Here is a 24725-nt window from a genome sequence, read left to right as displayed (position 1 = left end):
TCATCAACAATCTCAGCACCAGCAACAACCTCATGCGAACCCTGAGCAAAATCAGCATCCGTCGAAATCTCCGGCTTTTCAGAAGTATCAGCAGGCTCCTCCGGCTTTTCCGAAGAGGTCGTGCTTGAAGGCTCAGTACTGGTCGTGGTCTTCGAAGAGGAGGTCTCCGAGTCCGATGGCTCGGAGGTCTCAGATTCCGAGCTGTTCTCCGTCGATGGTTCAGAGCTGTTGGACTCCGAGGTGCTTGGCTTCGAGCTACTCGTCGAGGTCTCCGTCGTAGACGTCTCCGAAGGATTGTTGTCCTTCTTAGAGTTTACGGTTTGGTCTTTGTCATTAATGTCCTTGTGCTCAGCAACTTTATTCGGCTTCTCAGCATCCGGAGTGTCCTCACCCTCAGCGTTAACTTCAGTAGAGGTCAACTCCTCAAAGGCAACCGCAGCCTTGACCGGGTTCTTGACGTCACTGTCAACAGTAATTTCCACGTCAACGTTGCCAGCGGACTTCTTCGGAGTAAAGGTCTTTTCACCCTTACCAATTACAGACTCGTCTGCCTTATTAACCAATTCCGCATTCAGGGTGTATTTCTTCCCTGGGACCAAGTCCTTGTACTTAACGGTATCGGTTACCTTAGCGCCGGACTCAACCGTTTCACCCTTGGCAAGCTTGGCCTTGGTGGAAATCTCTGGGTTCCAGACGGAATGTACGGTCTGTGCCTCGTCGCTCAAGTCCTTGTGCTCAGCGATGACATTCTTCTTGTCAGAATCAGAGGTGGACTTTCCTTCCGCATCAACCTCAGTAGAGGTCAAGGTCTCAAAGGCAACTGCCGCGTCAATAGGCTTCTTAAGATCACTGTCAACAGTGATCTCCACGTCCACGTCACCGGAGGACTGCTCTGGAGTAAAGGTCTTCTTGCCCTTGCCGACGACCTGGTTGTCCCCAGCCTTATCCTTTAGCTCCGCCTCAAGGGTGTATTTCTTGTGCGGGACCAGATCCTCATAGTGAACCGTGTCCTTTACCTTTGCGCCAGCAACAACCTGATCAGCATCGTCGGCAAACTCTGCCTTGGTGCCAATCTTTGGCTGCAGCTTCTTCTCAGAAGCACTAGTAGTTGGAGTCGATTCGCTAGGCTCAGTGCTTGGCTGAGTAGTGGATTGCTCCGTCGAAGGTTCCTCAGAGGAAGTGGTCTCCTCAGTCGAGGTCTCCTCATCGGAAGGTTGCTCTTCGGTGGAATTCGGAGTGGACTCTTCCTCCGTAGGCTCGTCTTCCGTGGTTTCTTCCTCAGAAGGTTGCTCGGGAGTCGTAGATTCTTCCGGCTGCTCCTCTTCGGTATCGGGCAGGCCCGGCTGATCCGGCGGCATCAAACGTTGAAACCTACCGGTAGCGCCTAATGAACCTTGCCCTGTTAAGCGCCCGTCAGGTCCCACTACGGTGATATAGGCATCTTCAGGAGCTTTGGGAACATCCACCCCAGACACAGGGACCAAAGGCCAACCCGCTGAATCTTCAACCGTGAAACCGGTGAGCTGGGTAAATTCTTCGAGACTACCATGGTAGAACCCCATGGTCTGTGCAAAAATATCGTTTAACTGTTCGTCAGCGGTTGGGGCAGTCATATACTCGTGCACGCGTTCTTGAACAGACGGATCACCAATTAAGGCACTCAAGTAAACTGAGTAGGTAGCTACCGTTGCCTTATCGCCTTGTTTATAGGCCTGTATCATCTTCGTGGCCACATTAATTGCAGCGTCACGACGCTCTTCGGGGATCTCAACCTTGCCAGCCTGATCAATATCATAAAGTGCCCCATTTGTCCGATGCATCGGATGATATTTACCGATGTCGATACACCACGCCCAACCGGCATTGTTTTTCGGATTAGCCCAATTACGATATTTTCTAGCTTCCTTCGGCGGTTTTCCCGCCCAGACGAGCGAACCCCATTCAGGGTCTCCGCCGTTAATCTTTCCACTAGGGTTACCCAAATCATCATTAGCGGTGATATCAACCTGACCGCCCGATTCTTGAGCATTAGCCCCTGGAACTGTGACCATGGCAGCGATAACCGCAATAACAGCAAGCACTGCGGTTAAAACCGACCACCTTCCACGAGGGAAATCTCTCACTCCGCTCATTTTTCCCCTTTTCGAAAGGACGAATTCTTACAACTTCCGACTGCACAACGGCTTTTTATCCGTGCAGAGTTTTAATATGAATTTGAACACACAGCAAGGAATCTCGGTTTACCAACCATTCAGATTGCCGCCATTTGTGCCTTTTAGAGAGTACCAATCCCTGACATTTAATGAAACAGATCCACACTATTAACGTTGATACATCCACTAATAGTTTTTATCGATCTATGGATGGAACATAAGGAACGCCTGAAGGAAAAACCTTCGAAAAATAAACCTATGTTCGATATTCAATGCAGAGCGATTCGCCGCCCGAAGGAATATACACTGCGTGTTTTAACACATTTACAGTATTTATTAACACTGTTAACACCAATATCCACGTTCAGCCTTTACACTATTAAGATTAAACGTGCAGCTTTTTAAAACCTCCGCCATCAGGGAATTTGTAAATCACATCTTCACACTTCCCAGTCCTCTGAGGTAATAGGAACATACTTCAGACGTCCATACGTTCGATTTTTCTACACTTCAGTCAGCCCGCAGCATAATCCAACCTTTCCCCAAGCACTGATCGAAGAAACTGATTTAAAGTTAAGAAAAATTTCATTTTGTTCAACACATCACACTCAAGGTATACACCCGTTCAATAAAATTGCACTTTATAAAACCACGGTGCAGCGATAAAATGCGCCCAATACGGGTTCTCGAAAACCGCAAAGCAGAGTTATTTTCCAGCGTTCGATAGAAGAGTGGAGGTATCCCGATAGCTTACATTTAGATAATCTTAAGTTAATAAAAGTGAAGGATCTTGACCCAACACCGTCAGTCACGCTAGCTATGTTTCAAATCATCCGATCAAAGATCATTGATGCTTCTCACAGTTTGGTTCAGTTAATGCAGGTCGAATAGGCAGATCTCACTCAGAGATATTCCCCTTTAGTAATTGTGATTAAATTTTCTATTAATGGCATTGTCAACAAGTTGAATTCCATATAGTTACCCACCTTTTACGGTGCTAGTATTTTTATCGGTTTAAAACACTAACCCCAGAAAGGATCGGAAATGTCTATTCCTTCTTTTATTGCTAGCGCCATTGCTGCTGTATTGCCTCTAACCGGCAGCACCGGCCCAGTTGACGCCCAAGACCAGCTTGCTGAGCCAGAAGTAACCCAGACCGCTGACGCTGAGCAGTCCACCGACCAGTCCGATGAGCCCGGCGCTCACGCCGAAAAGGGCCGCATCACCGGTGACAAGGAAGATGTAATCAACGGAAACCAGGACTACTCTGCACCTATCCTGCAGAGCGGTAAGTTGGCTGTGCAGCGCGAACTCGCGCTCGCTACTGACGAGCTGGGCCACGAGTTCATGAACATCGACTTCAAGGACAGCCACAGCGCACACCTGACCTTCCCGGAAACCTATAACCCGGATACTGACCAGGCAGCCGTGGACCGCGTGATGGAAGCACTCAAGATCAATGGCTACGACAACCTGACCGCTGCTTACTAAAGCTGAACGGGCATAGCCTCGGGGAGCTCCGAGGATCCTAAATAAGGGGCGAGGTACCTCACCGGTACCTCGCCCCTTCTTGCTTTTATGAGCTCGTAGCTAGGCCGAGCTCATCAACGCAACTGCGTCCGTTACTGGTCTTCCATGACATCGTGGCGCACGATGGTCTGGTCGCGGCCAGGGCCGACACCGATATAAGAGATGCGGCAGCCAGACAGCTCTTCCAAGCGCAGCACGTAATCCTGTGCCTTCTGCGGCAGCTCATCGAAGGTAGTGCACTCGGAGATGTCCTCGTCCCACGCCGGCATGGTTTCAAAAATCGGTTCGGCGTGATGGAACTCGGACTGGGTAACCGGCATCTCGTCATAGCGCTTGCCGTCAACGTCATAAGCCACGCAGATAGGAATCTCCCCAATGCCGGTGAGCACATCGAGCTTGGTCAAGAAGTAATCTGTAAAGCCATTCACGCGCGTGGCGTAGCGCGCAATCACGGAATCGTACCAACCGCAGCGGCGCGTACGGCCGGTGTTCACGCCGACCTCGCCGCCGGTGGTCTGCAGGTACTCGCCCCACTTATCAAACAGCTCCGTGGGGAACGGGCCGGCGCCAACACGGGTGGTATAGGCCTTGATAATGCCCAGCGAGGTCTTAATCCGCGTCGGTCCAATGCCAGAGCCAACCGATGCCCCACCCGCAGTCGGGTTCGAGGAAGTCACGAACGGGTAGGTGCCGTGGTCAACGTCCAACATGGTGGCCTGGCCGCCCTCCATGAGCACATTTTGGCCATTAGCAAGCGCCTGGTTCAGCTCCAACTCGGCGTCGATGACCATGGGGCGCAGGCGGTCGCGGTAGCTGAGGAAGTACTCCACAATCTGCTCGGCCTCGATGGCCTTGCGGTTGTACATCTTCACCAGCATCTGGTTCTTAATCTCCAGCGCGGACTCGACCTTCTGGCGCAGGATGGATTCGTCGAAAATATCCTGCACGCGGATGCCAATGCGCGCGACCTTATCGGCGTAGGTCGGCCCGATGCCGCGGCCTGTGGTACCGATGGCGCGCTTGCCCAGGAAGCGCTCCTGCACGCGGTCGAGGGTCTGGTGGTACGGCGCCACGAGGTGCGCGTTCGCGGAAATCTTCAGCCGGGAGGCATTCGCCCCGCGCGCTTCCAGGCCATCGATCTCATCAAAGAGCGCCTCGAGGTTAATCACCACGCCATTGCCCAGCACGGGGGTGGCGTTTTCAGAAAGAATCCCGGCGGGCAGGAGCTTCAGCTCGTATTTTTCACCGCCGACCACGACGGTGTGCCCGGCGTTATTGCCGCCGTTCGGCTTGACTACGTAGTCAACTTTCCCGCCGAGGATATCGGTAGCCTTGCCCTTGCCTTCGTCGCCCCATTGGGCGCCGACAATGACGATTGCTGCCATCTTTTAAGTCACTTCCTCATTATTGAAGCCAAAATACGCATTTACCTTACACTTTTCTGGCCGCAATAGCCCACGTAGCATGATGTGCATGCGTTTTTTGTTCCTCCGCTGCGGCGCCCCCGGCGTTGATTTGCCCGCAGAGGCCTATGATCTTTCGGCCGTTCCTTCCCGCAAGGAGCTCGCGCTTATCGATGCCGCCGCCACCGATCTCCTCCCCCACGACCCCACGCCTTCGCTGGACGAGATCGCCGCGCAGCCCGATGTCCGCCACCTCGGCGCCCCTGCCGCCGCCCCGCAGGAGCCTTACCTGGAGGACCGCCTGCGCATCGTCGTCGCCGGCTCGGACTCGGCGCTCAATGCCGTCATCACCCGGCTGATGCGCGCCGATAACCTGTGGGCCGAGGTAGCGTTCATCCCCACGGGCGAGTCGGCCGCCGCCGCCAATTGGGGCCTGCCCGGCGCGCCGCAAGAGGCCCTCGAGCTCGCCCGCACCGCCCCGGTTCGCCCGGTGCCGCTCATCCGCAACGATTCCGGCCAGGCCGTCGCCGGCTCGGCAACCATCTCGGATTGGTCCAATGGCCCGCTTACCGGTGAAATCATCATCGATGATGACACCCTCGCCGCCTCCGGCCGCCGCACTTTCGGCGCGCGGCTGGTCCCCATGACCGACGCCCCGGGCATCCTGGCGGCCCGCGCAACCTCTCCAGTCGAGCCCGAAGGTCGCCTGCGCTCCCTGCTGCGCAAGCCCGGCCGCCTCGACCCGGATTCCGTCCACACCGGCCGCGCGGTCCAGGCGGGCGGCCCCCAGCTGCGCGTGCTTGTCGATGCCATCCCCCACAAACGCCCCCTCACCCGCGTCACCTTCTACCGCCACCTGCGCGACCTCCAAGTCGTGCGCCCCTAATCCACCCTTCACAGCTAACGCCGACTTCCCTTGGCTCTTAGCGCTGCCCCCGCACCGGCGCCCCGCTCGGCGGATATGCGAGCGGGGTCCTGCTAATTCTGCCCCTTCTGCTTATCTTTGCGTTCCCAAACCTCTGGCGGGAACGCCGGGTGCGTAGAGGTAGGAACCAGGTGCGCGACGGCAGACTCGCGCGAGAGTCCGCACACCATCAGCATGTCCACAACAATGGATCTCGTCTGCGCGAGAATCGTATACGCAGAAAGCGTCGCATCTTCTTCGATAAGATCCATACCTGCTTGACCGCCCACGTAGCGCAGCCGCTGCACCAGCTCGGGTATCTCTATCGCCTCATCGTGGTCCCGCTTTTGCCGGCCGTACAGCTCTCCCACCGCGAGGATAATTTCTGATAGTTCCTCCAAGAGCTCTAACTGCTTCTCGGACACGGTATCGCCGTCTTCAGTAAGCACGAGCGCGCGGCGCGATAGCACCCGCACCCCACGCACCGCATTATCTACCGGCAACAAGATGCGCTCTAGGGACCGAATGCTCCTGCGCGAGGTCCACAAAAGCGGCGATACTTCCGATGCCTCCCTCCCCGATTGCGCCGCACTCAACAGCGTATTCACGTCATTTTGCGTGCCGCGCACCGCATCGCGGGCATCGCGAATAATCTCAGGATTGGTATCGCGGATGCCATGCGTGACGTCATTGAGAATGCTGGATGCAATCCGCAGCACCTTCGACACCTCGCGCCGAGCTTCCTTCAACGGCGAATTCGGGATCAGCGCAATCGTGATAAGCCCAATGCCGGAACCAATCATCGCGTCGATGGCCCGGTGCAGGCCACCCGGCCCCTCGGTCGGCGGAAAAATCGTGGCGATAAGGATGGAACCAAAAACAATCTGGTTGGACACCAGCGGCGATTTCGTAATAAAGGACCCCACCACCAGGCCGGCTCCCACGATAAACAGGATCTGGAACGGGCCCTGCCCCACCACTTGGAAGAGCAAATCGCCCACAGCCACGCCGACGATGCCGCCTAGCGACATCTCCAATGCCTTCTTCATCCTGTCCCCGCCCGAAAGCCCCAGAATGATGACGGCCGAGATGGGCGCGAAGAACGGCTGCGGATGCCCAAAGAGAGAGCTAGCCACCCAATACGCCAATGCGGCACCGACGGTGGCCTGGATTATATAAACGAAGCGCGAACGGATGCGTTGCAGACGCGATAATACTGAGCGGTCCACCACCCGCAGCATTTGCCTCGTTGAGACTCTTTGTTTCGCTTCCGACATGTCCTCCAGCATAGAAGACCGCTCTCTACCACCGCCCCCCGAATACCCGCATCCCGGCCCGCGCCAGGTTGTGGATAACCCCGCTATATCTGCGCGACGGCGGCCCCCGCAGCGCAAGAATTCCACAGATTCGCCGTTTCGCCTTACCCATCCATTGCCGCGTACCCGTTCCACTTTTACGGTCAGGAGCCGTGAACACAGAATTTTTGCAACTTTGCCGTCGCGGTGTGGATCTCGTCGCCGAGTTTCAGGGATGCTCCGAACAGCAGCTCATCGAGGCCGGCGCCAGCCAGCTCCTCGCCGCGCAACTCGCCCGCCTGCAACACACCTATTTCGGCCGCACCTCCAATAGCCGCAAGCAGCGCCTCGCCTGCGAGGCAGCTCGTTCACGCGGCCACGACCTCGCTGTGCTTGAAAGCATCGAGTCTTTCGCCCACCGCGTGAAAGACACCAACCGCAGTTGGGATCTTCGCCTAGAGCTCTGCCGCGCAGAAGCCCACCTGATTCCGGCGATCGCGAAAAAGCGCCTAAAGCAGCTCACCCCCGCCAAGCGTCCCTCCCATGGCGTCCGCTATACCCGACGCCCCAATGGCCCCCACACCATCTCCATCACCGCGGACCCCACGGATATCGCAGATATCAAGGGCGTTCTCGCTTCCGTGGATAAGGAAAACCCGCTTGCGGCGGCCAAGCAGGTCATCCTCGAGGGCAATCCCGGCGCGCTCCCCGCGGTCCATACCAATGTGATCATTACCCTCGACCAACTAGATCACATCACTGCTGGCCAGGGCGATGACATCATGCTTCAGCTTTCCAACGGCGCGCGCATGTCCGGCGCCCAGCTCGTTGCCCGCACCCTCGCCCAACGTGGTTACGTCAGCTTGGTTCACCCCGAGCACGGCGCGGTAAACCTGTATCGCACCGAGCGCATGGCCAGCTGGAAGCAGCGCATGCTAGCCCGCGCGGAACATCCTATTTGCGCTTGGCCCGGCTGCTCCACGCCTGCCGATGACGCCCAAGTCCACCACCTCACCGCCTGGGCCGCCGGCGGCCCCACGAACCAAGAAAACCTCGTAACGCTCTGTGCCCATCACAATGCGGTGAACCAAGATGATGATTCCCGCCCCACCGCACGCGGGCGCATGGTTCGCATCAAGGGCCGCATCGCTTGGATCCCGCCGTGGAGCGGTAACCCGCGGTTCATCCCCTCACCCGCCCATTCACCACGACCAACAAGGAGTTACGCCTAATCCTCACCCCACCCAGTCCGTCTGGTCCGTCTAATCCACTCGGGTCGCTGGGCCTGCCGTTCCCGCCTGGCCTTGCCAGCCTATATTTCTGTCCAATCTCGCTGGCATAGCTGGTCGGGCCGGCATAGCTTGTCTGGCTAATCTGGCATACTTGCCTGCTCTGTCTCATGTCCGGCAAGGCCCCGCCGCATCCCCGCGCCCCACAGATGGGACCAGCGTTAGGTCCAGAGATCGGACCAGAAACAGGAAAAGCCGCCTCCCACACAGGGGGAAGCGGCTACTCCGTCGTGCCTACTGCACGGTCGCGCCTTAGGCTTCAGCTCAACATGAAGCTAATTGGGACTCGTCCTACTTGGCCGTGGTCTTACCCACGGAGTGGAGGTCCTGACATGCCTCGATGACGCGCTCGGACATCCCCTGCTCTGCCTTCTTCAGATAGGAGCGTGGGTCGTAGACCTTCTTGTTGCCTACCTCGCCGTCAATTTTGAACACGCCGTCGTAGTTTTCCATCATGTGGCGAGCCACTGGGTTGGTAAACGCGTACTGGGTATCGGTGTCCACGTTCATCTTGATGACGCCGTAGCGCAGCGCCTCTTCGATCTTTTCCTTCTCGGAACCGGAACCGCCGTGGAAGACGAAGTCAAAGGCGTGCTCGCCCTCGCTCAGGCCGAGCTTCTTCTGCGCAACCTTCTGGCCCTCCAGCAGGACCTCAGGGCGCAGCTTCACGTTGCCGGGCTTGTAGACGCCGTGCACGTTGCCGAAGGTTGCGGCCAACAGGTAGCGGCCCTTCTCGCCGGTGCCCAGGGCATCGATGGTCTTTTCAAAGTCTTCCGGAGTCGTGTACAGGTTATCGCCGGCCTTGGCCTCGACACCGTCTTCTTCACCGCCGACAACACCAATCTCTGCCTCGAGAATGATGTGTGCCTTCTTCGCCTTTTCCAGAAGCTCCTGGGCGATGACCAAGTTTTCATCGATCGGAATAGCAGAGCCATCCCACATGTGGGACTGGAAAAGCGGGTTCTCGCCGCGGTCGACGCGCTCCTGGGAGATGGCCATCAGCGGACGAACGTAATCGTCCAGAACTTCCTTCTGGCAGTGGTCGGTGTGCAGGGCGATATTGACGCCGTAGTGCTTCGCTGCCTCGTGCGCGAAAGCGGCTAGGGCCTGAGCACCTTTAACCTTGTTCTTGACCGCGAGGCCAGAGCCGAACTCTGCGCCACCGGTGGAGAATTGGATGATGCCGTCAGACTCTGCCTCGGCAAAGCCCTTCAGTGCTGCGTTGATCGTTTCAGACGAGGTGCAGTTGATGGCTGGAAATGCGAAGCCGTTCTGCTTCGCGGTGTCCAGCATCTGGTTATACGCCTCGGGGGTTGCAATTGGCATGAAATTCCATCCTTAAGTGGGATTGCGGTCAAACACGTTCCAACACCCAATTATGCCCATATTTCCGGAATCCCGCCGCAAAATTGGTGTGACATTTCCTGTGTTTACTACCCAACTCTCAAAAATGACGCGCCCCCACACGACAAACCCCGCGCAAGGTGTTTAACAGCACGGTTAAACGCGGTTAATCGCGACCCGATGTTTTATGCAGGTCACGAGCCACCCGAGCACACGCCTCCAGAAGCATCCAACCAGACAGCTGCACGGATAGGTCGCGCTCATCCACGCGAATGATGCCCATCTTCTCGCTCACGGTTGTGTGCCCGAAGCCGTAGTTGTGCGGAAGGCGGGCATCGGCAGTCCAGTCAGAGCCAAAAATTGGCAAGCCATCAACCTCGAGCCGGTGCTCCCACACGGATTCGGCAGACGCCACAACCATCCGGGTCGCCAGCTTCTTGGTGGCCCGGTTCGCGGGCGAGTCCCCGGGCAACCGCACGGCAACATCGGCAAGATAGCGCATCAGAATGCCCTTAAACAGGCCGCCATCACCATCACCGGTCTCCCAATCTACGACGCCGGAGGGAGTCGCCATCCCGGAAGCAATAGCCTGCACCAGGCCCCGAATCTTAATGATGTAGCTCATCATCTCGGATGCCAGTTCGGCCTCGTAGACGCTGTCGATCTGCTCTAGCTTGCCGATGCTCGACTCCTCCCGCATCGCCAACACAATCTCCAGGCATGCCCCCAACATCACGCCTTGGCAGTACGGGTGGACTTGTTTGACAATTTCGGGGCCGTCCATGCGCATGCGCACGCCGTCCATAATGAAGCCATCTTCATTGACCAAGTTGTCGTAGACCCAGTCAACGATGCGGCGGGCCGCGGTGATATCGCCCATCCGCGCGAGCATGATGGCACCGGGCCCATTGGCCGGCACGTTCATGAAGTTCTCTCCGTCGCGCCACGGCAATATCCCCAGCGAGTCATCGAGGCCTTCGGTGATATTGCCCTGCAAAGACGCCAACGCCTTGGGCGATTTCATCTTCTTTACCTTGCCCACGCGCCCGAAAGCGAGGGCGAGCCAGGCTTTGTCATCGAAGTACTTATTCTTGGTCAGCTGCGCAAGATTCCGCACGCGAATCCCGCGCATGGTGTCAAGGATGCGCTGGCGGCGGGCCTTAGTATTCTTCCGCTCCGCCGCATCGACGAGGCAATCGAGGTAGTGCGCCTGCCACCAGTAGTGCCAGTGCACGAGGAGTTTTTCTTTCGTGGTGGGCGGCCAGCTGACGATGGCGAGGTTGGTTCGCGGCAGGCCCCATACGGAATGCGCATGGCGCTCATCAATGGCGGTTTCCGCGAGTTCGGCGCGGTGGGCCCACTTTTCTTCCACGATTTCTTTATCACTCCAGTAGCAAGGTTTATTACAGTTAGTGTAACGGTCTCTTACCAGGAATTGTGCAGATCGGCGTGCTGCCGGATCCAGGTATGCATGGCGATGCCCGCGGCCACACCAGCGTTGATGGACCGCGTGGAGCCAAATTGCGCGATGGAGCAGGTCATCAGGGCGGCGTCTTGCGCGGCGGCGCTTACTCCGGGGCCTTCTTGCCCGAATAGCAGCAGGCTGCGTTCCGGCAGTTCGGCGGTTTCGAGGGGCACGCAACCGGGGGTATTATCAATGGCCACGACCGTGAGGTCTTCCTCGGCGGCCCAGGCAATGAGCTTATCGACGCTCTCATGATGCCGCAGATGCTGATACCTATCCGTTACCATGGCGCCGCGGCGGTTCCACCGGCGCCGCCCCACAATGTGGACGGTATCGACGGCAAAGGCATTGGCGGTGCGCACGACGGTGCCGATATTGGCGTCATTTTCAAAGTTCTCGATGGCGATATGCAGGCTGTGCCGCCGCTTATCGATGTCCCCCTTAATCGCCTCCCTCCGCCAATACCGATACGCGTCGACGACATTGCGTCGGTCGCCCTCGCGCAGGAGCTCCGGATCGTATTTTTCCGCCTCCGGCCCTTGTGGCCAGGGCCCTTCCCAGGGCCCCACGCCGTGGCGACCCTCATTCCATTCGGTCGGCCCCTTCGCCTCCTCGGGCTGCTCTCGCTGCTCCTGCTGCTCTGGTTGCGCAGAACTCTCGGCCTGCCCAACCGGATCCGCCTGGCGTGCCTGGTCCACCTCGTTACGCGAGCCCAAGGTCATCCAAGCCAAGCAGGGAACGGTATTCAAGGCCCTCGGCCGAGATGACGTCCTCGGCGCCGGTAGCGCGGTCAACGACGGTAGCTACACCGACCACCTCTGCTCCAGCCTCGCGCAATGCGGCGACTGCCGTGAGCGGCGAGTTGCCGGTCGTGGTGGTGTCCTCGACCACCAGCACCTTCTTTCCGGTCACATCCGCGCCCTCGATGCGGCGCTGCATGCCGTGCTTTTTAGCTTCCTTGCGTACGACGAAGGCGTCGATATCGCGACCATCGGCATGCATGATGGAGGTCGCTACCGGATCCGCGCCAAGGGTTAGTCCTCCCACGGCCGCGAAATCCCAATCGGCGGTGAGCTCGCGGAGCAAGGATCCGATGAGGCGGGAGGCTTCGTGGTGCAAGGTCGCACGCCGCAAATCAACGTAGTAATCGGCCTCTTTGCCCGAGGACAGAGTAACCTTGCCATGCACCACGGCAAGCTCCTTGACCAGTTCCGCGAGACGCTTCTTCTTGTCTTCTTGCAGGTGCACTTCAGTCATCGCATTGCTCCTTTTCTAGAGTTTCTTTAGAGTTTTCAGCATATGAGGAAAGTCCTGGCTATGTGGGCCAACGCAACATTCTAGGCTACTCTCCCTGCTGCGACCCGGAATCGTCATGACGGTCTGTATCCTCTTTCTCCCGTGCAGCGGCCGTGCCACTGGCGTCTTGGGAGCTGCCTCGAGAGGAATTTCTGGTTGAGCCGGTGGACGAGTCTTTGGCCGCGTCACCGAGGTCGTCACCAAAAGCATCATCGGAAGCGTCGTCGAAGATGGAAGCCTCCCCGAATTGCTGGCGCGGCAGGCGGGCGGTGCCCGAGTCGGGGGTGGGGCGTTCATTGCCATCGGCAATGGCATCGACCTCGTCCGCCCCAATCGCCGTGTGCTCAACTGGGCCGCGGGTCTCAGAATACGTGCGCGAGGGCATATCCAACGGTTCCTCCGGCCGTTGAATGACCGGCCGGGAAAACTCCGGCTGTCCCGCCGCCGCTGTTCCACCCACCGCGTCGACCACAGGCGCGGCGGGAATCTCCCTGGCCGGGTCCAAGTCCTCAAGGTGGATGGTATGCACGGAGGAGGAACGGGGTGGGAGAACGCGGGAAGCATCGGCAAGTAAAGCCAAGGGCGGGAGCATTGCCTCCCAATCCGCGGTGCGCGAATGCTTGGTGGTTTGTGCCAAAACCCACTCGGTTTCCAACCACAGCGCCGACACCACCTCCGGCATGCGCTGCAACGCAATTCGCACGCGCTCGTCCACCATCCGCTCCGCCACGCCGCGATCGGAGGAATATACATCAAACCCTTCGATGCTCATGGCCATCAACAGGTCCTCGGACATCTCGGCCTCCTGGCTGCCGAAGCGCTGGAAATCAATGACCACATCCGATGCCGCTCCCGTCCGCATCGCCATCACATTGACGCCGTCAATATCCATCAGCAGCATTTCGTGGCCGTACACGTTGCCGGCAACGATATCTTTCGGCGCGGCGCCGGAGGAGGCCACTCCCCTCGTCCATTCATCGACAAGATACTGGTCCGACTTCATGTACTCAAAGCCCCGGGTTTCCGCCCAGTTCTTGCGCTCCCGACGAATGGTGCCAGGGATTAGCGGCCGCGGCCGCCCTACCGGCTTGGACTTAGCGTGCCCTTCCGGTTGTTCTTCAGTCCCCTCTTGGCCCGCCTCTTCGACGACGTCGCCCGCACCCGATTCCGTTTCTGGGTCCAAGTCCGCATCCTGGTTAACGTCAGAATCTGCGCCAATTTCCGACGTCTTTTCAGTGTTGCCTGCAGTGTTGGCGCTGCCTTTTACAACGTCATTGTCAGAAAGAGCCTCAGTCTTGCTGGCGCGGGTTTCGGCTCCGCCTCTATCGGCGTTAGCTTTGTCTTTGCTGATCTTGTCGTCACCGCTGCCCTTGTCGTCATCGCTGCGGTCTGAATCGTCCGCAGTGCGATGGTGACGGCCTGAAGAGGTAGCGGAGGAAGAATCGGATTCAGCATCGGGAGACGGTGAGTACTTCGCCGCGAAACCGGGGTGGGCCTCAGTACCGCCTTCGCTCTCAGGATCTGTCACTGCTTCGGAGTCTGTGGTGTCTTCCGCGCCCTCTTCAGTTTCGGGGCTTGCGTGGGAAGGCGCATCCTGGTCTTCCCGGGTGTCCCAGTCTTTCGGGTCGTGCTGGGATGCGGTGTCTCGCTGGGCATCGGCTGCGCGCTGCGTGCGATCGTAGTACAGCAAAAAGCCACCGGCGATGCCGAGCACGAGTGCGAAAATCAGGAGTAAAGAAGCCATCATCTCCTGATAATAATAGGTACCGGCACCCCACGGTGCCGGTACCAGTCGGAGTCGGAGCGATTAATTGGAATTAATCGTTAACCGAAGTCCTATCCCCGCGTTCTACCGGGTTGGTCGGGTCTGCCGACCACTGCGACCAGCCACCGATGTAGTGGCGCAGGCCGGTAAATCCTGCGCCCTCCATCGCCACGAGCGCCAGCGCGGAGTGGTTGCCCGAACCGGAATAGATGATTGCATCCTTGGTATTTTCTTGAGTCAATCCGGCAGCGGCCAGCACCTCACGGATTTCATCCGGCGACTTCAACGTGCGCACCCCATCGTTGTGGAAGAGGAGCTCGGGAACATTGACCGCACCGGGGATGTGGCCTGCCTTCAAATCCAGGTTCTCGCGGCGGCCGGCGAAGCGGTTACTCGAGCGGGTATCGATGAGCACGCCATCGTGCTCGCGGACGTCTTCAATCGTGGCGGTAGGCAGCTGGCCGGGAGTGACCTCGAACTTCGAGCCGACCGCGATATTGCCCGGACCCGTGATGGTCTGGTAGCCGTTCGCGAGCCAGTTTTCCAGGCCGCCATCGAGGATGCGCACATCAGTTAGGCCGGCCCAGCGCAGCGTCCACCACGCGCGGCCGGCAAAAAGCCCGCGGCCCTCGTCATAGACCACCACGGGGCGGTCTTCCTGCAGGCCCCAAGAACGGATCCAGGCTTGCAGCTTGTCTTCATCGGGAAGCGGGTTGCGGCCATTGCGCGAGCCGGGAAGGCCGACGAAGGCCGCACCGGTATCACCGAAAAGTGCGGTGGGGATGTGCTGGGACGCAAAGTCGATGAAGCTCTGGCCCGTCTTGGGGTGCCAGTGGGTGCCGAGAAGAGTGAAACGATCGCCGTGGTAGATGGATTCTTTGAGTTCCTGCGGGGAAACTAAAATGCTCATGCCTTCCAGTCTAAAGGCATGAGCATTATTTTTCGCCCGGTAATTTAGCGAGCGGAAATGTCCAGCTCCGCGCCGCCATCGGCGACGTCGACGTGGACGGTATCGCCATCGGCAATGTCACCGGCCAAAAGCTTCTTCGCCAGCTTGTCACCGATAGCCTGCTGGATGGTCCGGCGCAGCGGACGGGCGCCGTAGGCGGGGTCATAGCCGCGGTCGGCCAACCAGGACTTGGCGGAATCGGATACCTGCAGCGTCAGGCGTCGGGCCTCCAGGCGCTCGGTAAGACCGCGCAGCTGGATATCCACGATGCCGCGCAGCAGTTCCTCCGACAGCGGCTCGAACATCACCACGTCATCGAGGCGGTTGATGAACTCCGGCTTGAAGGCCCGCTTTACGGCCTCCATCGTCTCGTCCTTCGTACCGCCGGCGCCCAGGTTGGACGTCAGGATGATGACGGTATTGCGGAAGTCGACGGTGCGACCCTGGCCATCGGTAAGCCGCCCCTCATCCAGGACCTGGAGGAGGACGTCGAAGACGTCGGGGTGGGCCTTTTCCACTTCGTCGAAAAGCACGAGCGTATAAGGCCGACGCCGCACGGCCTCGGTGAGCTGGCCGCCGGCTTCGTGGCCGACGTATCCCGGAGGGGCACCGACGAGCCGGGAAACGGAGTGCTTCTCGCCGTACTCGGACATATCGATGCGCACCATGGCGGATTCATCGTCGAAGAGGAAGTCCGCGAGCGCCTTAGCCAGCTCCGTCTTACCCACGCCGGTGGGGCCGAGGAAGAGGAAGGAGCCGGTCGGGCGATTGGGGTCAGCCACGCCCGCGCGGGAGCGACGCACGGCATCAGACACAGCGGTCACGGCCTCGCGCTGGCCGACGACCCTCTTACCCAACACCGATTCCATGTTCAGCAGCTTCTCGGTCTCGCCCTGCAGCATTTTGCCGGCGGGAATGCCGGTCCACGCAGAGACGACCTCCGCGATGGTGTCCGGGCTGACCTCCTCATCCAGCATGGTATTGCGCTGGGCGGCGGCCTTTTCCTCGGCTGCTGCCAGGTCCTTTTCCAGCGGCGGGATCTTGCCGTAGTTGATCTCGGAGGCTAGGGCGAGGTCGCCGTCGCGCTCGGCAATTTCTGCTTGGCGGCGGAGATCATCGAGATCTTCCTTAATATCCTGCACGTCATCGATGGCCTTCTTCTCGTTGGCCCAGCGCGCCTTGAGCTCGCCGAGCTTTTCGCGCTGGTCCGCGAGCTCGCCCTGCAGGGCGGCCAGGCGGTCCTTGGAGGCGGCGTCGGATTCCTTCTTCAGCGCGAGCTCCTCGATCTCCATGCGGCGAACGATGCGCTCGAGCTCATCGATTTCCTGCGGCGAGGAGTCGATTTCCATGCGCAGGCGGGAGCCGGCCTCATCGACTAGGTCGATGGCCTTATCCGGCAGGAAGCGGTTGGTGATGTAGCGGTTCGATAGCTCCGCTGCAGACACCAAGGCGGAGTCCATGATGCGCACGCCGTGGTGGACCTCGTAGCGCTCCTTGAGCCCGCGCAGGATACCGATGGTGTCTTCCACGGACGGCTCTGCAGCATAAACCTGCTGGAAACGGCGCTCGAGGGCGGCGTCCTTTTCGATGTACTTGCGGTATTCATCCAGCGTGGTGGCACCGACGAGGCGCAGCTCGCCGCGGGCCAGCATGGGCTTAATCATGTTGCCGGCATCCATGGAGCCTTCGCCGGTAGCGCCGGCGCCGACGATGGTGTGCAACTCATCGATGAAGGTAATGATTTCGCCCTCAGATTGCTTGATTTCATCCAGCACAGTCTTAAGGCGCTCTTCGAACTCGCCGCGGAACTTGGCGCCGGCGACCATGGAACCGAGATCCAGGCTGATAAGCGTCTTGCCCTTTAGGGACTCAGGGACGTCGCCAGCCACGATGCGGCGGGCCAGGCCCTCAACGATCGCAGTCTTGCCGACGCCCGGTTCACCAATCAACACCGGATTGTTCTTCGTCCTGCGCGAAAGCACCTGGACGACGCGCCGGATTTCCTGATCGCGCCCAATGACCGGGTCGATCTTGCCCTCGCGCGCCCGCGCGGTGAGGTCGGTGGCGTACTTTTCTAGGGCCTGGAATTGGTCTTCCGGGTTCTCCGAGGTCACCTTGGCGGCCCCGCGCACGGAGGGGAAGGCGCCCTTGATGGCGTCGTAGGTTGCGCCGCGGCCGGTCAGCAACTCGGCAGCGTCGGTCTTCGAACCGGCGATGGCGGCGAGGAGGACTTCGGTGGACACAAACTCATCGCCAAGCTCGCCCGCCAATTCCTGCGACTTGGTCAGTACGTTTAAGCCATCCCGGTTGAATTGCGGGTTGGACATATTGGCGCCCTCGGCGCTGGGATAAGAGTTAACCAGCTCGCGTGCTTCTTTCAGCACGGTATCCGGGTCAACGCCGGTGGCCTTGAGCACTGGCGCGGCAATGCCGCCTTCCTGCCCAAGGATGGCCGCCAGCAGGTGCGCCGGGCGGATATCCGGGTTGCCATTCGCGGAAGCGGTCTGCAGGGCTTCCTGCAGAGCCTCTTGTGTTTTGGTGGTGGGGTTAAAAGAACTCATGTGTACGTTTCTCCTTCTAAGATTTATTCGTCCATTTTAAGGATTCACTAGGTATAACGCACATAAAGTTGAGCCTATTCCACTCAACCCAAATTTTTTGAGTCCACCTGGCTCAACTTCCCACGCTATGCTCCTCAGCTCTGCCGCAATGCCGCAACAGCCCTACCCAAGTCCTGTCGGCATAGGAGTGAGCACGCCGCGCTGTCACAACAGCCCTACCGAAGTCCGGCCGGCCTAGGAGTGGGGGTGCACGGTGCAATCGAGGTGGGGGTTAAGGGGGCATCGGCAAGCAAGCGAATTGGCGGCACAACAAAGCCGGGCCGCCACACCAAAAATGTGGGAGCCCGGCTTGCGCAGAGTAGATATGTGAGGGCTAGGTTTCTTGTTTCTGACCCACGTGGCCGATGCCCTCTTTGAAAATCGTGCCGCGCGGCGGGAGCAAGCCCATGAATTTGAACGTCAGGTACACGCCGATGGAAATGGCCAGCGAAACGGCACCGAACGCGCCGGTAAACCCGTACATCACCGCCATTGGTGCAATGATGGTCCACGAAATCTCGAACGGGCCGAAGCCGATGTAGGCCATGCCGTATTCGGACAGCGTGCCGGACTTCAGCTTCGGGTCGACGATCTTGAGCACGGCGATGCCGGTAGCCACGGTGGCCGTCGCCCAGCCCCAGCCGAAGATGCCGCGCTCGATCCAGCGCTCGCCAAAGAACTCGGCGGGGAACCACATCAAGAAGAAGGTACAGAAGATGGTGCCCAGAATGAACAGAACGAGCAGTGCCTGCCAGTAGGAGGCGATAGCGGCAGGAACAATGGCGGCCACACCGAAGGCGATGAGGTAATCGGTAGCGGCACCGGAGATGGAGGATACGGAATCCTTATCCAGGTAGTCCTCGGCGCCGGCGAAGTTCATGATGGCGCGAAAGATGAGGCCGATAACCATGGACATCGCAAAGAGCGGGATGGAAACATTTTCCCAAATGCTGGAGATGCCCTTATTGACGCCGTACGCCGTCATGACCGTGAGAATGATGAAGCCGAAGTGCAGCGCGAGCGGCTCGATGGAAGAAGGGTTGGTGGTCGCGCGGCCGAGGGAGGGGCGATCATCCAGGTTCTTGATGTAGCCGCGGCGAATCTCCTCCGGCAGCTCCTTGGGAACGTAGGACACCTTGCCCTTGCGGATGCCCCAGTTACCAGCGATGACACCGCCGATAATTGCGGCCAGCGTGCCGACGGTCGCGGAGGTAAAGCCCAGAGACGCTGCCGCCTCGGCGCCAACGCCCTCCAGCGCGCCACCCACAGCGGCGGCCGTGCCGAAGCCACCGGTAAATCCAACCGGCAGCATCATGCCGAACCAGTTCGGGGTATCAAAGACCGGGGCGAAGAAGAGCAGGCCCAGCACGATGAAAAGGCCCCACTGGCCGGTAAACATCATGGTGGAATAGCCCCACATATTGCGCGCGCCCTTGCCCATGTTGCCGCCAACCTCCATGGAATACGCCATCGAGGCAAAGACCACGGCGATGAGGATGGAGGTGTAGTCGCCGAGGTTATCGGAGAAGTTGATCCAGCCCAGCACGTTGGGCCCGACCAGCAGGCCAAGCAGGCCGGCGGTAATGGGGGCAGGCAGCAATAAGTCCTGGAAGATAAACTTCACTTGGTGGCGCAAAATATTGCCGATGACCATGAGTAAGGAAATCCAACCCACGTCCAGCATGAGCGTATAAGCGGAAAAATCTTCCATGGGAATCCTTTCTAGCTGTGCAGTTATGGCAGGCTGCTCACGAGTAGCGAGCGCGCAGATAAAAAGTACATTACCTATCATGTAGTGAGCCACAACATACGGCGGATTTTTCACCCCCGTTACAATGGCACGGTGGAGCACTACCTCAGCATCATCATCGGCGGGGGCCAGGCAGGCTTGGCAACGGCCCAGCAGCTCACCTCCCGCGGCCTGATCCCCGCCCAAGACTTTTTGCTTATCGATGCCAACCCCGCCCCCGGCGGCGCCTGGCGTCACCGGTGGGATTCCCTAACGCTGGGAAAGGCCCATAACATCGCGGATCTGCCGGGCATGCCCGCCCCGCTTGCCGATGCCTCCTCCCCCGCCTCCCACGTAGTCGCCGCCTACTACGGCGCCTACGAGGACAAGTTCCAACTTCGGTCCTACCGCCCGGCGCGCGTCCGCAGCGTCCGTGCCCTGCCCGGAGAACCCGGCGCGCGCGGCGCGCGCAATCCCCGCGGCGCACGCGGCGCGTTTCTCGTGACGCTGGAGTCCGGCGAGCAGTTTTCTGCGGACACCATCGTTAACGCCACCGGCACGTGGGATAGGCCGTATATTCCTTATATTCCGGGTATTAGCAGTTTCGGCGGGCGCCAATTGCACACCAAGGACTATTCGTCGGCGGAGGATTTTGCAGGCCAGCGCGTGTTGGTCGTCGGCGGTGGGCTATCCGCGGTGCAGTTTCTATTGGAACTTGAGGGCATCGCCCAGACCACCTGGGCCACGCGGCGGGCGCCGGATTTTACGAATACGGAGTTCGATAAGCAGTGGGGCTTGGATGTGGAAAAGAAGGTCCGCGAGCGGGTCTTTAGCGGCAGCCCGCCGGCCTCGGTGGTCTCGACCACCGGGATTCCGCCCTGGCAGGAATACCTGGATGCGGTCGAGCGCGGCGTTCTGGTCTCGCGCGGCATGTTCAATGCCATTGACGCGACCGGCGTGCGGTTTAGCGGGTCTGCGAGCGGCGGGGCCGCCGCGAGGGGTGACGCTGCGGCGGACCACTCGACGGTGACAGACGGCGAGACGGCGGCCGGCGGCAGAACTGATGTGAGCAGTGAGGTGGCGGGGGCATCGGAAAGCGTGGCGGCATGGCAGCCGTATCCGGCGGGCACGCACTTGGCGGTGGACGTCATCTTTTGGAATACCGGTTTCCGCCCGGTGCTGGACCACCTGGCACCGTTGCGATTGCGCTCACGCAAGGGCGGGATTGTCATGCGCAACGAGGTCTCGCCTGTCGCGAACCCGCGGGTTTTCCTCGCCGGCTATGGGTCGACCGCCTCGACGGTGGGAGCGACGCGGGCGGGTCGCATGGCGGCGCGCGAGGTTATCAAGGTGCTGGACCTATAGCGCGGGGACGAAAATGCGCACGCTAAAAGGCAGGCAAGCACACTAGGATGGGAAAACATGTGGGAATTGGGCGAGCACTTCCGGAAGTATGCAGACGACTACCGCGATGCGGTGCATGAGCAGTTTTTCCTCATGGTGCCGGAAGCGCGGCAGGTCTTTTCCCTTTCTATGCAGGACACCCACCGGTCCATGGTGCACGCATTGGCGTGGGTGATTGAACATGCGGAGCCCAGCAGCGCCGGTGCTGGGGTGGGGGTTGAGGCCACGCTGCCCGAGGCCGTCCGTGAGAAGATCGCGCAGCTCGGCCGCGATCACCGCAGGCACGGCTTCCCGGCCGAGGTGTATGCGCGGTTCGAGGAGGCGCTCATCAAGGGCCTGCGGGTTTTGGCGCTGACGCGGTACCAATACGACTTCGCTTGTGCCGTCATCCACCAGGTTTGCGAGGAAATGGCCAGTGCGGCGCGCGAGGCGGACCTGGCTGGGGAGGCGCCGGCGTATTCGGGGCAGGTGGTTGCGGTGGAGCGGCCGACGCGCGAAACCGCGGTCATTCGCGTCGAGGCGGGAATGCCCGCTGCCTTCGAGCCGGGGCAGTATTTCCCCGTCACCACCCAGTACCTTCCCGGCCAATGGCGCATGCTCACCCCAGCCCAGCCCAGCGATGCCACCGGCCAGCTGGTCTTCCACGTCGCCGCGGTGGGCGAGGCCTCGCGGTCGCTTGCGCATACCAAGCCGGGCGATTGGTGGACTTTGGGCCGGCCCACCGGGTCCATCTGGCAGGACCTGCGCGCGTTGCGCGGGGGCAGGCTGGTCATCGTGGCCTATGGCACGGGCTGGGCGGCGGCGCGGTGCTTGGCGCTGGCGGCGCGCCAGGCCGCGGATGCGGGCGAGGAGGGCCTCGCGAAGAACTTGTCCCTACAGATTTTCGCCGTTGCGGATAGCCCCGGCGCGCACTATGACACGCATTTCCAGCAGAACCTTGCGGCACTCTACCCCGATCTCAGCCTGCGTCGCATCATCCGGCAGGAAAACGACCCGTGGCTGCTGGGCGCACGGCCGCTTGCCGATGCCGCCACCCACACCCTCTCCCCCGACCCGACCGATGTAGTAGTCAACGAGGTCGAGTTATCCACAGGCACGCCCACCTACTTCGCCCTCTTCGGCAGCGCCGAGGAGGTGGCGGAAGCGAGGAAGGGGTTGGAGAAAAGGGGCATCGGCAAGCAGTGGATCTTAAGCCACAGCTGGGGCCGCGACCGGGAGTGGCTGCCGGAGGATTACGCGGCGCAGTCTTAGTCGTTAAGCTCTAGCACCGGTAGGGAGCGGCGCGTCTTCGCTACTTCGTGCGGATCGATATCGGCGTAGAGGATCTCGTCTTCGTAGCCGGCCTCGGCCACGCGCACGCCGTTGGGATCGACGATGGTGGAGTGCCCGATGCCGGTCGGTCCAGAGGGGGATCCAGCCTCCGCGTTGCCGCCTGGCCGGGATTGGCCCGCGGCGAGGATATAGCTGGTGGAATCCAGCGCCCGGGCGGCCGTAAGCAGGCGCCACTGCTCCAGCTTGCCGGGGCCATCCGCCCAGCTGGTGGGCACGACGATGAGCTGCGCGCCCTCGCGCGCCAAGTCCTTGAACTGCTCTGGGAAACGGATATCGTAGCAGACCACGACGCCGACGGTGAGGTCATCGACGTCGAAGGTCACCAAGGATTCCCCGGGCTGCACCGTATCGGATTCGCGGTAGTCAAAGGCATCATAGGTGTGGATTTTCTCGTAGCCGCCCAGCACGCCAGGGCCCGCGACGAGCGCGGTATTGGATACGCGGTTGATGGTCTTGTCCTCGCGCTCGATGGTATCGGCTGGGCAGAACATGCCGACGACGACGGTGACCTCCAACTCCTCCGCCGCTTCCTGAATCGCGGTGGCGAACGGGCCTTCGAGGTTCTGCGCCTGCTCGTCTAGGCGGCCCGAGCGGAAGTTCTGCGAGGCGGCCTCTGGCAGCACGATAAGGCGCGCGCCCGCCGCCGCGGTCTCACGAATTTTATCCAGGGCGAGTTCTTGGTTTTCCTCGATGCTGCCGGTGGAGGTCAATTGCACTGCTGCTACTTTCATAAACCCCAACTTAGTGCAGCGTCACCTAGTTATCCACAGGGTTGGCGATTTTGCCCTCGCGGCTACAGCCCGCAGCGGCCACGCTTAAGGCCATGACTTATGTAGATATTCCTGAACACCTTCCCGCACATGTAGACGCCTTGAGGGCGCGGCCGGCGGCGGCTATGCCGGGGGCACGCTTAGGCGTGGCCTCCCGGACGTCTGCCGCCCTCCAGCGCGCGGTGGCGCAGTGGTCTGAGACGCAGCAGCTTAGCGATGCCACCGTTTCCGAGCGCCTGCGCAGCCTCCACTCCTTCCTGGACCGCAGCGGCGCGCTCGATTCCTCGCTCGCCGCGAGCTTGGGGAGGACGCGATGAATTTATCGACCGCCCTGCGCCACAGCGCCGCGCAGCTCGCCGCGGACCGCGCTGGTCTGCATAATCACTATGTGGACTCGCACCACGATTGGCTGTCTCTATCGCTGGGCGGGCCCGCGGGCGTGGCGGCGCGCTCCGGTTTGGCGGAGGCGACCGAGTGGCTGAGTAGCCCGCTTGGGCAGATGGAGCACGTCATCGAGGTGCTGGACCGGCACGCGGATCTGCAGGCCTGGCGCGAGGGGGTGGAGGCGCGGATCATTTCTTTTCTAGGCAAGGTTGATGAGTTTTCTGGCCCCGCCGCGCTAGCTGGCGGCGTGCTGCTGCGGGAGGTGCGCGCGCTTGGCGATGCCCTCGATTGGCTCTGCTCCCAAGAAATCGACGCCCTCTGCACGCCCGCGGGGGTGGAACCGCCGCAGCGGCTGGAAGATTTTGCCGATCTTCCCCTCGATACCATCCACGAGATTAACCTCGTCCAGGCCAGTGACCGCGTGGCGCAGCTGGCCGCGGATAACCCCGATATGCGCATCGTGGAGACCAGCCCCGGCCGGCTGGTGGCACTGGTGGATCCTGAGGGCTTTCGCACGGAGCCTGCGTCCGTGACCACGTTTGTCGAAGGCGTGCATTCCTCCGACCCCACTACCTGGCAGCGCGCCGTGGACCGTGGCCGCAATATCGCCAAGGCGAGCGGTGGTCCTGCCGCCGTGTGGTTGGGCTACCAGGCCCCGTCGAGTTTGCCGCGCGCCGTGCATGCCGATCCCGCGCGGGCAGCGGGGCAGGAGCTGGTGCGGTTTCAGCGGGGCATCGGCAAGCGGTATCCAGGCGCGAAGCGAACGGTGGTGGGCTATTCCTATGGCTCCGTCGTGACCGGATATGCGGCGCGCGAGGAGGACATCGCCTCCGATATCGTGCTCGTGGGAAGCCCCGGCACCAGCGCCCAGCATGCCCGCGAGCTGCACGGCACCGTGTGGGCGGCGACCAATGACAATGACCCCATCGCTATCGCGACGGGGCCACTCAGTGGAATCCATGGTCCGGATCCCACCACCCAGTCCTTTGGCGCCACTCCCCTGCCCGGCGCGGATGGCCTGCCCGGGGACCACGGATCTTATTGGGAGGATCCGCAGTTCCTGCGCGGTTTGGGCACGGTGGCTTCCGGGGAATCGAGGGCGGATTAAAGCAG

Annotated in this window: 19 protein-coding genes; 7 read left to right on the top strand and 12 right to left on the bottom strand. The window is 60.3% G+C overall.

The window, feature by feature from the left end; translation table 11 throughout:
- Positions 1-1358, bottom strand: a 1358-nt coding sequence (locus tag QP970_RS01745) for a VaFE repeat-containing surface-anchored protein (RefSeq protein ID WP_502870057.1), incomplete at its 3' end; no start/stop codon positions are given.
- 1839 nt (positions 1359-3197) lie between these two features.
- Here QP970_RS01745 and QP970_RS01740 point away from each other — a divergent pair.
- A complete protein-coding gene (locus QP970_RS01740; protein WP_284869414.1) occupies positions 3198-3644 on the top strand; it encodes a hypothetical protein in 447 nt (148 codons plus the stop codon).
- A gap of 131 nt (positions 3645-3775) precedes the next feature.
- Here the strand turns inward: QP970_RS01740 and QP970_RS01735 are convergent, their stop codons facing one another.
- Positions 3776-5068 carry an adenylosuccinate synthase gene (locus QP970_RS01735; RefSeq protein ID WP_284869413.1) on the bottom strand — a complete coding sequence of 431 codons (1293 nt, stop codon included), beginning with the start codon at positions 5066-5068 and terminating at the stop codon, positions 3776-3778.
- Positions 5069-5156: 88 nt separating this feature from the next.
- Here QP970_RS01735 and QP970_RS01730 point away from each other — a divergent pair, with 88 nt between their 5' ends.
- Positions 5157-5972, top strand: coding sequence for a diacylglycerol kinase family protein (locus QP970_RS01730; protein WP_284869412.1), 816 nt, complete (start codon positions 5157-5159; stop codon positions 5970-5972).
- A gap of 92 nt (positions 5973-6064) precedes the next feature.
- On the opposite strand, the gene QP970_RS01725 is transcribed toward QP970_RS01730, so the two are convergent.
- On the bottom strand, positions 6065-7279 hold the full coding sequence (locus QP970_RS01725) for an FUSC family protein (protein ID WP_034659557.1): 1215 nt from the start codon (positions 7277-7279) through the stop codon (positions 6065-6067).
- A gap of 179 nt (positions 7280-7458) precedes the next feature.
- Here QP970_RS01725 and QP970_RS01720 point away from each other — a divergent pair, with 179 nt between their 5' ends.
- Entirely contained in the window at positions 7459-8517 is a 1059-nt protein-coding gene (locus QP970_RS01720) for an HNH endonuclease signature motif containing protein (RefSeq protein WP_284869411.1), read from the top strand.
- 348 nt (positions 8518-8865) lie between these two features.
- Here the strand turns inward: QP970_RS01720 and fbaA are convergent, their stop codons facing one another.
- The 8 genes from fbaA to QP970_RS01680 all read right to left on the bottom strand — a co-directional run bounded on the left by fbaA (position 8866) and on the right by QP970_RS01680 (position 19704).
- Positions 8866-9900 (bottom strand): class II fructose-bisphosphate aldolase, encoded by a 1035-nt coding sequence (gene fbaA / locus QP970_RS01715; protein WP_023024081.1) that lies wholly within the window; start codon positions 9898-9900, stop codon positions 8866-8868.
- A gap of 184 nt (positions 9901-10084) precedes the next feature.
- The gene (locus tag QP970_RS01710; protein WP_284869410.1) at positions 10085-11290 is read right to left on the bottom strand and encodes a glycoside hydrolase family 76 protein; all 1206 of its coding nucleotides are present in this window, start codon (positions 11288-11290) and stop codon (positions 10085-10087) included.
- Between the two features lie 53 nt (positions 11291-11343).
- Entirely contained in the window at positions 11344-12105 is a 762-nt protein-coding gene (locus tag QP970_RS01705; protein ID WP_284869490.1) for a TrmH family RNA methyltransferase, read from the bottom strand.
- Positions 12086-12640 (bottom strand): orotate phosphoribosyltransferase, encoded by a 555-nt coding sequence (pyrE, locus tag QP970_RS01700; RefSeq protein WP_284644211.1) that lies wholly within the window; start codon positions 12638-12640, stop codon positions 12086-12088. Before pyrE ends, QP970_RS01705 begins: the two co-directional genes overlap by 20 nt.
- Before the next feature lie 85 nt (positions 12641-12725).
- Positions 12726-14423: a TtfA family protein gene (locus QP970_RS01695; RefSeq protein WP_284869409.1), complete on the bottom strand. Its 1698-nt coding sequence runs from the start codon at positions 14421-14423 to the stop codon at positions 12726-12728.
- Positions 14424-14496: 73 nt separating this feature from the next.
- Positions 14497-15354, bottom strand: coding sequence for a sulfurtransferase (locus QP970_RS01690; RefSeq protein ID WP_284869408.1), 858 nt, complete (start codon positions 15352-15354; stop codon positions 14497-14499).
- 44 nt (positions 15355-15398) lie between these two features.
- Positions 15399-17954, bottom strand: coding sequence for an ATP-dependent chaperone ClpB (gene clpB / locus QP970_RS01685; protein WP_284869407.1), 2556 nt, complete (start codon positions 17952-17954; stop codon positions 15399-15401).
- A gap of 373 nt (positions 17955-18327) precedes the next feature.
- Positions 18328-19704, bottom strand: coding sequence for a sodium/glutamate symporter (locus tag QP970_RS01680; RefSeq protein ID WP_239270000.1), 1377 nt, complete (start codon positions 19702-19704; stop codon positions 18328-18330).
- 132 nt (positions 19705-19836) lie between these two features.
- Between QP970_RS01680 and QP970_RS01675 the strand changes: the two genes are divergently transcribed.
- Both QP970_RS01675 and QP970_RS01670 read left to right on the top strand, forming a co-directional pair.
- On the top strand, positions 19837-21087 hold the full coding sequence (locus tag QP970_RS01675; RefSeq protein ID WP_284869406.1) for an NAD(P)-binding domain-containing protein: 1251 nt from the start codon (positions 19837-19839) through the stop codon (positions 21085-21087).
- 57 nt (positions 21088-21144) lie between these two features.
- Entirely contained in the window at positions 21145-22377 is a 1233-nt protein-coding gene (locus QP970_RS01670; RefSeq protein WP_284869405.1) for an FAD-binding oxidoreductase, read from the top strand.
- On the opposite strand, the gene QP970_RS01665 is transcribed toward QP970_RS01670, so the two are convergent.
- A complete protein-coding gene (locus QP970_RS01665; protein ID WP_284869404.1) occupies positions 22374-23189 on the bottom strand; it encodes a carbon-nitrogen hydrolase family protein in 816 nt (271 codons plus the stop codon). The two genes, QP970_RS01670 and QP970_RS01665, sit on opposite strands and share 4 nt — an antisense overlap.
- 92 nt (positions 23190-23281) lie before the next feature.
- Here QP970_RS01665 and QP970_RS01660 point away from each other — a divergent pair, with 92 nt between their 5' ends.
- Entirely contained in the window at positions 23282-23545 is a 264-nt protein-coding gene (locus tag QP970_RS01660; protein WP_284849529.1) for a hypothetical protein, read from the top strand.
- Positions 23542-24720 carry an alpha/beta hydrolase gene (locus QP970_RS01655; protein ID WP_284771671.1) on the top strand — a complete coding sequence of 393 codons (1179 nt, stop codon included), beginning with the start codon at positions 23542-23544 and terminating at the stop codon, positions 24718-24720. Before QP970_RS01660 ends, QP970_RS01655 begins: the two co-directional genes overlap by 4 nt.
- The last annotated feature ends 5 nt before the right edge of the window (positions 24721-24725 follow it).

The organism is Corynebacterium sp. MSK073, assembly GCF_030232085.1.
In the GTDB taxonomy this organism is placed as follows: Bacteria; Actinomycetota; Actinomycetes; order Mycobacteriales; family Mycobacteriaceae; genus Corynebacterium.
The sequence above is the reverse complement of the archived record's forward strand: the minus strand, read 5'-3'. Positions and strand labels throughout refer to the sequence as shown.